We start from the raw sequence: 10,378 nt of genomic DNA on the forward strand, positions 1-10,378 counted from the left end.
TAAAAAGCCGTCTGCAACAGATGTTTAAAGAGGCGCTGCTACAAGCTGAGCAAGGAGACAAGCTCTAGAGCTGCAGTTATGAAAATACTAAGTATTCGTCTTAAGAATATCAACTCTCTACGCGGGGAGTGGTTTATTGACTTCACTAAGGAGCCTTTCGCTAGCAACGGTTTATTTGCAATCACTGGGCCTACTGGTGCCGGAAAATCTACGCTGTTGGATGCAATTTGCCTTGCCTTATACCACCAAACACCGCGTTTAAATGAACCATCACCTGCTGAGAAGGTAATGACTCGTCATTGTCACGAATGCATGTGTGAGGTGGAGTTCAGTGTTAAGGGTGACCAGGTTTTTCGCGCATTTTGGGAAGTAAGAAGGGCGCGAAGCAAAGCTGATGGAAAATTACAAAGCCCCAAAGTTGAGCTAGCACTGCTCGGGGCCGGTGAGGAGGGGCGCGATAAAATTATTGCTGATAAGCTCCGCGACAAACTAGAACATATCGCCGAAATAACGGGCTTGGATTTTTCACGTTTTACAAAATCCATGCTTCTGGCTCAAGGTGGCTTTGCAGCCTTCCTCAATGCAAATTCGGGAGACCGGGCAGAACTTCTTGAAGAGTTAACGGGAACGGACATATACGGCAGAGTTTCTAGCGAGGTGTTTGAACGCTTTCGACAAGAAAAAGAGCGACACACGCTACTGACGGTCAAGTTGGAAGGTCTAGAGCAGACTAGTCCCGAGGAGCTTGAATTACTGTATGCTGAAGAACAGGCCCTCGAAGAAAAGCGTAAGACTGCTTTGCTTAAAAGAGGCGATATTCAGGCACAGGTTTCTCATATTGAAAAGCTTGAAAAATTGCAGGCGAGTAATAAGCAGTGTCGTTCAGCGCTCGATGCGCATGTTCAATATTGCGACAGTTTAGCACCCGAGTTTGCAAGGCTTGAAAGAGCCCTACCAGCGAGAGTGCTCTCACCATATTATGAACAATATCAGCGCGCTCAAGCTCAACAAAACCAATATGATAAAAACTTCCAGGAAATCAATGCCTCTTGTAGCTTAAAGCAAGAGGAATTCCACCTATTAGAAGGTAATTGTCAGCTTGCTAAAAATGAATACCAGGATGCTCAGAATACCCATGTAAGACTAGAAAACTTTCTAGTTGAGCAGCTTGTTCCTTTAGATCAAGGTATTACTTCCCAGCAGAAAAGCATATCAACCGCCGATGCCGAATTAGTTGAAATAGACGCCAGAAAAACTCAAACGCTAAAACAGCTGCAAGACTGTGCCAAGCAGATTAAAAATAGCCACGACATAACTAAGTCCGTGGGCGAGTGGCTGGAAAAGCATGAGTGGCTTAGAGGTGCGCAAACCCAGCTTGACGGGATTGCCACGCTATTCCAACAGTATAACCGGGTAAAAGAGCAAACGGTGTCTCTGGCAAAGCTGCTTGAAAGCGACAATGCAGTTAAGTTGGCGAAGGAAAAAGGCCTAAGAGAATTAAATTCGCAACTTGTTATCCGAGAGCAAGAGCATAAAAAACTCCTTAGTCGATCTTCGAGTGCAAAAACAGCACTAGATCGCTTTCTAGAAGAGCTTAATAAGCAGTTGAGTTTGGAAACGTTAGAGAATCTTATTCAACAGAATTCCCTCAGAAAGAATGCGGTAGCCGAGTGCAAGAGAATATTTGAGCAAGCGCAGGATCAAAAGCTTAGTTGTCGACAAATCCTGTCGTCTATCGAAAAACAAGATGCTTCGATAGCAAGCCTTGAGGCTGAGCTTGTTAGCCTTCGAACAGCCTATCAGCAAGCTAATAAGTATTTCTTGTCATTAAAAGAAAGAGTCTTGCTCGAAAACCGTATTGTCAGCTTAAGTGAGCACCGAGCACAATTAAAAGAAGGCGAAGCTTGCCCTTTGTGTGGTTCCGTGGATCATCCAATGTTAGATGGATATGGCGAGCTTGAGTCTTCGTCAACGAATGATGAGCTTCTTGCTCAAGAAAAAGTTGCTGAAGCGTTAAAAGAGCAGGGACTTGCCAAGAAGGAAGCCTTAATTCGTCAAGGTGCGGAACTTGAAGGGTTAAGAATAAGAGCAGAGGAGTCACTGAAAAAAGAGGCGGAAACCCAGCAGGTTTGGGCAACTTATGCTGCTCAAATTAATTGTAGTTTGCTTGTAGCAGATGAAGGTGTCCCTCAATTTTTAGAAGAAGTCTTAAGTGATATTGAAAATATAGACAATCAATATGAAAAATTATCGAACCTCCGTCGCGCACTAGAGGCCTGCCAGGAAGAAGAGAAAGTAGAACAGAATTTATTAGACGCTCTAATAAGAGATAAAGAGATACAAGAAACTGAGCATCGCTATATCAGCCAGCAGTGCCAAGATAAACAAGATCAAATCAATAGCTTATGCAGTAGTGAGCAGGAGCTAGATCAATCTTTACAAGAAAATCTGGCTAAGCTTAGTGGCCATGATGTCGTGATAAGCCCGGACTTAAGTGCTTTAGGCGAGTGGTTGGAGACAACCCGAAAGGAGTGTTCGCTGTATGACGACAAGGCAAAGCTACTTCAGACAGAGCTTGGATTAATTAGCGATATCGAAAAGCAACATGACCAATACAAAGCCGTATTGAGCGAGCTTAATTCCCAGTTTGCCGAGGCGAAACAGAAACAGCAGTCGTTCATGGAGCAGCTTGCTGTACAGAAGGCAGAGCGCAAACGTCTGTTCGGCGATAAAGATGTAAGTGCCGAGCGTGAGAAGTCGGCTCAAAATTGTGAAAAAAGGCTTCTGTCCTATCAGGGCTTGCAGGGGTCAATAGCTGAGATCGAGAGAAACTTATCGGCACTTCAGGGAAAGCAGCAGCAGCTCGAGCAGCAGAAGTTTGAACACAAAGATCAGTTGGATCGTCTTGCTCATGACTGGCAGCAGAGACTCGAGAATAGCGTGTTCGAAGACCTGCCCAGCTTTCAGCAGGCTCATCTTGATGACGTAGAGATCGAGAATTTGGTGTCTTTAAAAGAAGAAACACAAAAAACTAAAGCAACATTGGAGGCAGAGCTAAAAACTGCCCAGAGCCAGTTAAAAGAGTTACAAGCTAAAGATCTTCCTAATTTGTCACTCGAAGAGCTCAAAGCGCTACTTGATGGCCTGGAGAGTGAAGTAGAAGCTTGTAGTCAGAGGCAGGGTGAACTAACGCAGATACTTAAGACCAACGCAGAACAGAAACAAAAGCATGAAAACCTGATGCGAGAAATTGAAGCCCAGCGACAGTGCTACGATGATTGGAGTCACCTTAATAGTTTGATAGGCTCCAAAGATGGTAAACGTTTCAGAGTCTTTGCACAGGGCCTGACCTTAGATTATTTAATACAACTCGCTAACCAAAGGCTTGAGGGGCTACATGCCCGTTATTATCTGGTTAGAAGTGATATTCAAGGGCTGGAATTGCAGGTAGTCGATAAATGGCAAGCAGATTCGCATAGAGATACACGAACTCTATCTGGCGGTGAAAGCTTTTTGGTCAGCTTGGCGCTGGCCCTGGCTTTGTCTGACCTGGTTAGCTATAAAACTCAAATTGACAGTTTATTTCTCGATGAAGGTTTCGGTACGCTAGACCGTGCGACATTGGATATCGCACTAGATTCACTGGATCAGCTCAACTCTCAGGGTAAAATGATTGGCGTGATTAGTCATATAGATGCCTTGAAAGAGCGTATACCTGTTCAGATTGATATTAAAAAAATGAGCGGGCTTGGGTACAGCCGTTTGGATAAGGCTTATGAGATTAAAGGGCAAGCTGATTAAGGTAGGCAGCGGCCAAAGTGCTTTACTGAAACGTAAGCACCTTGGCTTGTTTTGGATTCCGCATTAGCGAGGGGTGAAACCCTCTGCCTAAGAGAAACGTTTTAAAACTCAGCGCTATGATAAACGTTCTGCACGTCATCCAGGTCGTTAAGCATATCTAGAAATGTCTCGAAGGTAGTGATATCGTCACCTGAAATTTCAGTCGTTGTTTGTGGAACAAACTGGATTTCATCAACTTTAAAGTCTACTTCCTTTTCACCGTTCTTGTTCTCTGTACCGAATGCTTCGTTAAGCGCTTGCTTTGCCTTGAAATAATCAGTGTTAGGTGCAAATATCGTGATTTCGCCGTTTTCACACTCGATATCACTAACATCAACATCGGCTTCCATTAAGGCTTCAAGGGCGGTGTCTTCATCTTCAGACTTGAATACGAAAATAGCACTGTGATCAAACATGTGACCAACGCTACCTTGGGCACCAATTTTACTCTTGGTTTTGGTAAAACACTGGCGCACATCACCGAAGGTACGGTTAGGGTTGTCCGTTAGGCAGTCAACAATTACCATGCAGTTTCCTGGGCCAAAACCTTCATAGCGAGCTGTCGCAAAGTCTTCGCCAGCACCACCTTTTGCCTTTTCAATCGCTTTTTCAATAACATGACCAGGAACCTGATCTTTCTTGGCGCGGTCAATCATTGACCTAAGTGAAAGGTTACCGTCAGGGTCGATACCACCAGACTTTGCGCACATATAAATCTCGCGGCCATACTTGCTGTATACCTTGGTTTTGGCGTCGGCGGTTTTTGCCATTGATTCTTTACGGTTTTGGTAAGCTCTACCCATTTTTTAAGGTCCCAAACTATTTTTAGAAATCGGAATAATGTTTTCAGAAACAGAATACTACCGTGATGTAAAATGTTTAAAAAGTGTCACGCACAAAAAAAGCCGCAGAAGCGGCTTTTTTAGCTTAATCATGTTAAGCAGACCTTACTAACCGATGCTGAAAAGCTCGCCTAGCTTAGTTGCTAGCATCATGTCGCCTTCAGCACGTAGCTGACCAGCCATGAACGCTTGCATACCGTCAGTTTCGCCACTAACGATGCCTTTAAGAGTTTCAGTGTTCATGATCAAAGTAACTGAAGGATCATCGTGCTCACCAGCTGCTAGTTCGCATGTACCGTCAGCGATAGTTAGGCTGTAGTTGTCATCGTCTTCGATGTTGAATTGGAATACCAAGTCGATGCCGCTAGCTGCGTCAGCGTTGAAGTTTTCTTTTAGTGTCTCGAAAGTAGAAGCTACAGACATGAGAATACCCTTTTTATGTATCAATTATCGCTAAGCTACACGTGTATATGCATGAGATTGAAGCTCAATAGTGCAAGGTAGCTAGCCTGAGTGTGAAGCGTATTGATTTTCACGGATGTCAAGATTAGTTACTCGAAAAACGCTTGTCAACTAATAAATCGAACGCTTGTTTGAATTATGGTGTGAAGGTGTAAATTAGTAGCCAACAATATCTGAACGAAACCCTTGTATTTGGCAATAATGGCCCAACAATGCAATGGTCATAATGTTTTCGTTATTTGTATATATCAAACCTGAGGATAAGCGAGTGGAATTTTTGACTGAGTACGGTGTCTTCTTGGCGCAGACAATTACAGTTGTTGCTGCCATTTTAATAGTGATGGCTGCAGCAAGCAGTGCAGCTCTAAAAAACAAGAAGCCTGAAAGCAAGGAAATGCTGATTGAAAAATTGAATGAAAAGTACGAGGAAATCAAAGATACGCTTGAAGAGTCGATGCTGAGTAAAGAAGCATTAAAAGACAAGAAAAAGCAGCTCAAGAAGCAAGAAAAGGAAAGTAAGGGGAAGTCAGACACTGAAGATAAAAAGAAGGTGTTTGTTCTAAGCTTCGAGGGTGATATTAAAGCAAGCGCTGTTGAGGGCTTCAGAGAAGCCGTTTCTGCGGCACTGTTGGTTGCACGTCCGGGTACCGATGAAATCGTGGTCAAGCTTGAAAGTCCTGGCGGTATGGTTCATTCCTATGGTTTGGCCTCTGCACAGCTAGATCGAATTAAGCAGAAGGGTATCAAACTGACAGCTTGCGTAGACAAGGTCGCTGCGAGTGGTGGTTACATGATGGCGTGCGTTGCAGATCAGATTATTGCTTCACCTTTCGCTATAATGGGTTCGATTGGTGTGGTGGCTCAGGTGCCTAACTTCAACAAGGTACTGAAGAAAAATGATATCGACTATGAGATCCTGACTGCTGGCAAGTACAAAAGAACCTTAACAATGTTTGGTGAAAATACTGACGAAGGAAGAGAGAAGTTTAAGTCGGACTTGGAGGATACTCACCAGTTATTTAAGTCCTACGTTTCAGAACGTCGTCCATCGGTTGATATTGAATCAGTTGCCAATGGTGATATCTGGTTTGGTTCTAAAGCCAAGGAAGTATCTTTAGTTGATGACTTGAAAACATCAGATGAATATATTTTAGAAGCCTGTCAGGACTCAGAGGTCTATTCCTTGGAATTCAAAGCAAAGAAAAGTTTGATGGATAAACTAGGCATGTCGGTAAGCTCAGGTATTGAACAGTCTGTTACCAAACTGCTTTCCGAGCTGAATATCTCTCGTGGTATGAAGTAATTAATTAAGTCGTTGATGGGGCGGGGTTGCGACTCTGGCCCCATTTTTATTTTGTGAATGTTTAAACAGGGGCCGCAATTTACCTGTAATTTCAAAGTGCGCAAGTTTGGTGCTCATTGAAGCTCTGTGTATCCATTATTTAGCCAGCTTATGGCACCCACTCAATGAGGCGAACAAAAGCTTCAATTATTTATCGTGAAACAAAGAACTTTAGAGCTATTCAGATATTGCTAGGGCACTTTAAAATTGACAGCACTATAAGGTATCTTGGGGTTGAAGTAGATGATGCGCTTGATCTTGCCGAACGAATTCAGGTGTAGAATTTCGTCAAAAGGCGGTTATTTACAATTTAAGTAACTTCCTTTTTATGCAATTTTTTAAAAGCCGGCATTAAGGGCTCATCAAAATAAGTAAATTAATTTTGGCTTTTAAATAAGACCTCGACTTTCAGTAATCGCTTATTAACTCTAGAGAGTTCCTATAACCAGCAATCAATATCCTGACCTCCTAAAATAGCCATTATTTCAACGACCGCACCATTAACACGGTAGTAAATATTATCGGAGCAATAAGAGCAGCGCCTATAACCTGGGCGAATATGGTCAACTGATTGGAAGAGATATGGGTTGATAGAAATTTTCTCGAACATATCGAAAAAACCATGGTAATAGGTATCTGCCTGAGCTTCTCCAAACTCGCTATATTCGTAAGCGTATATCCGCTTTAGGTCTTCTTTAGTATTCGAAGATATCTTAAATTCAAACATGCCTTACTTCAGTTCTGACTTGAATTCAGCCAGCATCTCAGATGCCATTTGATTTACAAAACCACTGGATTCTGCATCTTCAAGCTTTCTATTAATTGCTTCAGCCCTTCTCGCGCTGCGGATAAGATCGTTTATCAATTCACTTTTATTAGAGTAATCTTGAACATTATCTACATGATTTCGCAACCAAGAATCATTTTGCTCTGTTAACGTAATACTTTGTCTCGGCATTTTACACCTCCCTCGATACAAACTTGGTGTAATTATACACCAGGTTTGTAGTGAATGGTCTACAGAATATTTAATAAGCTAGATACAGACTCACTACTTAGACTAAGTCTCTCAGTGCTTAGCAAAGACACTCTCATACAAAGCAGCAAACAAAATAATGCCACCACCAAGTAGTGTGTTGAAGCCTATTCCTTCTCTTAAAAGTAAATATGCAAATAGGCTTCCATAAACGACTTGCAGGCTTATCACCATTGATACGCTTTTAGCTGAACGATAGCGTAGGGCGTACGTTTTTTGAGTATGTGGGATTGCCGTAAACACGGTGCCTAGTAGAATTAATGCAAGTAGATCGGGTGTTTTTATTTCCACTGGCGAGACAGATGCAAAGGGTAGCAAAATTGCGGCTGACACCATCGCGTGATAAAACATAATGGTGAAAGGGGAAATATCTGACAGGTGCTTTGATACCAGAATATTTCTTAGTGCCACAGCCAGTGCAGATAAAAGACCAAACAATACTCCTGCGGTGACATTGTTTTCGAGAGTAAAGTCCGGGACGATCATAAAGACACCGAGCATAACCAGCAAACCCATGAGGATATCGGCTTTATGAAGCCGTGTTTTATTGATTAAGGGTTCCAGAAATACCGTCATGACAGGAAAGGTAAACATCGAGATCATGCCGATAGCGACAGTCGACAGCTGCATCGCTTGAAAATAGGCTGTCCAATGAACGGTGAACAGCATGCTGCAAAACACCAAGAGTAAAAAAACGGGTAAAGTGCTAATTCTAAGTTTTTGTTTGAATAGAAGTGCCACAATAAATACGGTGAGGCCGCAAATCAGAGTTCGGTAGGCAATTATGTCCCAGGCAGCATAGGGAATTAGTTTTGAAAAAAGTGCTGTACCACCAAGCAATAATGCGGCGATATGCATATGAAGCAGTACTTTATTATGTATATTCATTTAAGCTTCATAGCAAGTATTAATTATCAGTAGCTGAGTGATACTGCCAAATACCATCAAGCTTAATGAAATGGCTATTCTCTACAATTCGCTGAGCCTTGCCCGACACTTTATAACGTGCAACGAAAGACACTTGGCCTTCCTTATCATCCTCTAGACCTGCTACTGTATCTTTAATTTTCAAACCAAGCCACTTACTTTGTGAATCGAAATCAAGGTTGCTTGGGCGGGTGTCCGGGTGCCAGCTTGTTAGAAGGTAGTCTTCATTCTCAAGTACAAAGGCACTGTAGCGAGAGCGCATTAGCTGCTCGGCTCTTAGTGCTTTAGCTATGTCAGCATGAATAAGAGCACAGCAGTCGTCATACGTCAGGGAAGACCCACAGGGGCAAGGAGCTTTGGGCATTAATCTCGTCTTAATTTGTCGCTAATAGCGATCGGATTGGGGAAGTTAAAGATAACAATATATGAGTTAAAGATGAAAGTCAGTATTGCTGTGGCCTGGATAAGGTGGGAGGCCTCGGTCCCTATCAAAGCCGATGCGGTTGCCAGGTAGGCAATCAGTAACGAAAACTCACTAATTTGGCCTAATCGAAAACCAGCTTCCCAGGCAATGTCATTGGGTTCTTTGCTGCGCGTAAGCAACCAACGGAATATCACTGGCTTGATAACAATAATCAGCCCAGCCAGTAGTAGTGAGGGGAGAATAACGTCTGCCAGTAAGCCTAAGTTGAATGAAGCGCCCAGCGAAAAGAAAAACAGAACTAAAAAGAAGTCACGAAGCGGTTTTAAATGCTCGGCGATATATTGGGCGATTGGGCTAGTCGCGATGCTGATGCCTGCGATAAAAGCGCCGATTTCAGAAGATAACCCAATGTAATGTGCGAGTTCTGCAACACCCAGGCACCAACCAATTGTCAGCAAGAATATATACTCATGAAAACGGTCAAACTTGGATATCAATTTAAGGATGACATGCTTTACGGTAGCGAATACGACAAAGATAAGTAATGGCAAAGTTAGCATTGTTTTAACGAAGCTAAAGATACTGTTGCTGTCCGGATCTGCTGAAGTACCGCTGCCTCCTAATATGAGCAACACGACAATTGCCACCAAATCCTGTAGCAGTAGCATACCCACAACAAGTTCCCCGACATGGCGGTGATGCAAGACGGTTGTAGGGAGAAGCTTTATGCCTATAATCGTACTAGAAAACATCATCGCACAGCCGATAATCACGGACTCTTGAGAGCTGTAGCCAAAGCCTTTTCCAATCATAAACCCGGTAAAGGCGAAGGCTAGGGAACTGACAATAGCGACCAGGGTGGCTTTTCGCAACATGTGCATCAAGCTCTTTGGTTGCATATCGAGCCCTAATAAAAACAGCAAAAAGATAATTCCGATCTCTGCTATTTCTGACAGCAGGTGCGCATCGCTCACATAGTGCAAGCCATAAGGGCCTATTAAGGCACCTAAGGCAATATAGGCGACAATAATAGGCTGACGAGTATATAAAACAATTGAAGCAAGGATCGCGGCCCCAGAAAAGATAAGGAAGAAGGAATTGACAATCGAGAGATGTTCCATAGTACTTTGGGGCTCAGTGGGTCTTAAAACAATGTAATTTACTTGAAAGCTTATCTGCCTCTTAAGCAGTATAGCAACGATTTACGGCTATTAGCTTTGAAGCAATAATTTAACTCTCTGTCACAATGCTTTTTGTGTTGACAAATGACTGCAGGAAAGTCGCCATTATGGTAATCTTGTGCTCATCAATCTGTCATTCTGCTTAAGAAAGCACGGTGCTCTGTTTATAATGTCGAAGCCAAAAATGCCCAAAGAGAAAAAACGCTTTCTGGATATTCCATCTATCAAGGACAGTACCTTTTCCGTATTTAAAGGGGCTGGCGACTTGGCGACGAGTAGTGTCGCGTTGCCAAAAGCCTTTGTGCCGATTGTGAAACTCTTGAT

General features: G+C 43.0%; 9 protein-coding genes and 1 pseudogene. 3 read left to right on the forward strand and 7 right to left on the reverse strand.

Going from position 1 to position 10,378, the window contains the following annotated elements; translation table 11 throughout:
• Positions 1–78 precede the first annotated feature (78 nt).
• Positions 79–3,801 carry an SbcC/MukB-like Walker B domain-containing protein gene (locus tag A3761_RS10325; RefSeq protein WP_068740218.1) on the forward strand — a complete coding sequence of 1,241 codons (3,723 nt, stop codon included), beginning with the start codon at positions 79–81 and terminating at the stop codon, positions 3,799–3,801.
• A 101-nt stretch (positions 3,802–3,902) separates the two neighbouring features.
• On the opposite strand, the gene A3761_RS10330 is transcribed toward A3761_RS10325, so the two are convergent.
• Together A3761_RS10330 and A3761_RS10335 are read right to left on the reverse strand one after the other, a co-directional pair.
• Positions 3,903–4,643: a YebC/PmpR family DNA-binding transcriptional regulator gene (locus tag A3761_RS10330; RefSeq protein ID WP_068554413.1), complete on the reverse strand. Its 741-nt coding sequence runs from the start codon at positions 4,641–4,643 to the stop codon at positions 3,903–3,905.
• 147 nt (positions 4,644–4,790) lie between these two features.
• Entirely contained in the window at positions 4,791–5,105 is a 315-nt protein-coding gene (locus A3761_RS10335) for an SCP2 sterol-binding domain-containing protein (RefSeq protein ID WP_068507398.1), read from the reverse strand.
• Between the two features lie 307 nt (positions 5,106–5,412).
• On the opposite strand from A3761_RS10335, the gene sohB reads away from it, so the two are divergent.
• Both sohB and A3761_RS25730 read left to right on the forward strand, forming a co-directional pair.
• Complete coding sequence (gene sohB / locus A3761_RS10340; RefSeq protein ID WP_068512159.1) at positions 5,413–6,447, forward strand: protease SohB; 1,035 nt, start codon at positions 5,413–5,415, stop codon at positions 6,445–6,447.
• Positions 6,448–6,596: 149 nt separating this feature from the next.
• Positions 6,597–6,767, forward strand: a pseudogene (locus tag A3761_RS25730) (integrase); the annotation flags it as partial.
• 158 nt (positions 6,768–6,925) lie between these two features.
• On the opposite strand, the gene A3761_RS10345 reads toward A3761_RS25730, so the two are convergent.
• The 5 genes from A3761_RS10345 to A3761_RS10365 all read right to left on the reverse strand — a co-directional run bounded on the left by A3761_RS10345 (position 6,926) and on the right by A3761_RS10365 (position 9,994).
• Positions 6,926–7,213, reverse strand: a complete 288-nt coding sequence (locus A3761_RS10345; RefSeq protein WP_068512156.1) for a type II toxin-antitoxin system RelE/ParE family toxin — start codon at positions 7,211–7,213, stop codon at positions 6,926–6,928.
• 3 nt (positions 7,214–7,216) lie between these two features.
• Positions 7,217–7,444 carry a CopG family transcriptional regulator gene (locus A3761_RS10350; protein WP_068511406.1) on the reverse strand — a complete coding sequence of 76 codons (228 nt, stop codon included), beginning with the start codon at positions 7,442–7,444 and terminating at the stop codon, positions 7,217–7,219.
• A 111-nt stretch (positions 7,445–7,555) separates the two neighbouring features.
• Positions 7,556–8,410, reverse strand: coding sequence for a DMT family transporter (locus A3761_RS10355; RefSeq protein ID WP_068554804.1), 855 nt, complete (start codon positions 8,408–8,410; stop codon positions 7,556–7,558).
• A gap of 19 nt (positions 8,411–8,429) precedes the next feature.
• A complete protein-coding gene (locus tag A3761_RS10360) occupies positions 8,430–8,813 on the reverse strand; it encodes a YchJ family protein (protein WP_068513714.1) in 384 nt (127 codons plus the stop codon).
• Complete coding sequence (locus A3761_RS10365) at positions 8,813–9,994, reverse strand: cation:proton antiporter (protein WP_068513710.1); 1,182 nt, start codon at positions 9,992–9,994, stop codon at positions 8,813–8,815. The genes A3761_RS10360 and A3761_RS10365 overlap by 1 nt, the downstream gene beginning before the upstream one ends.
• Positions 9,995–10,378: the final 384 nt, after the last annotated feature.

Source organism: Oleiphilus sp. HI0123, assembly GCF_001635315.1.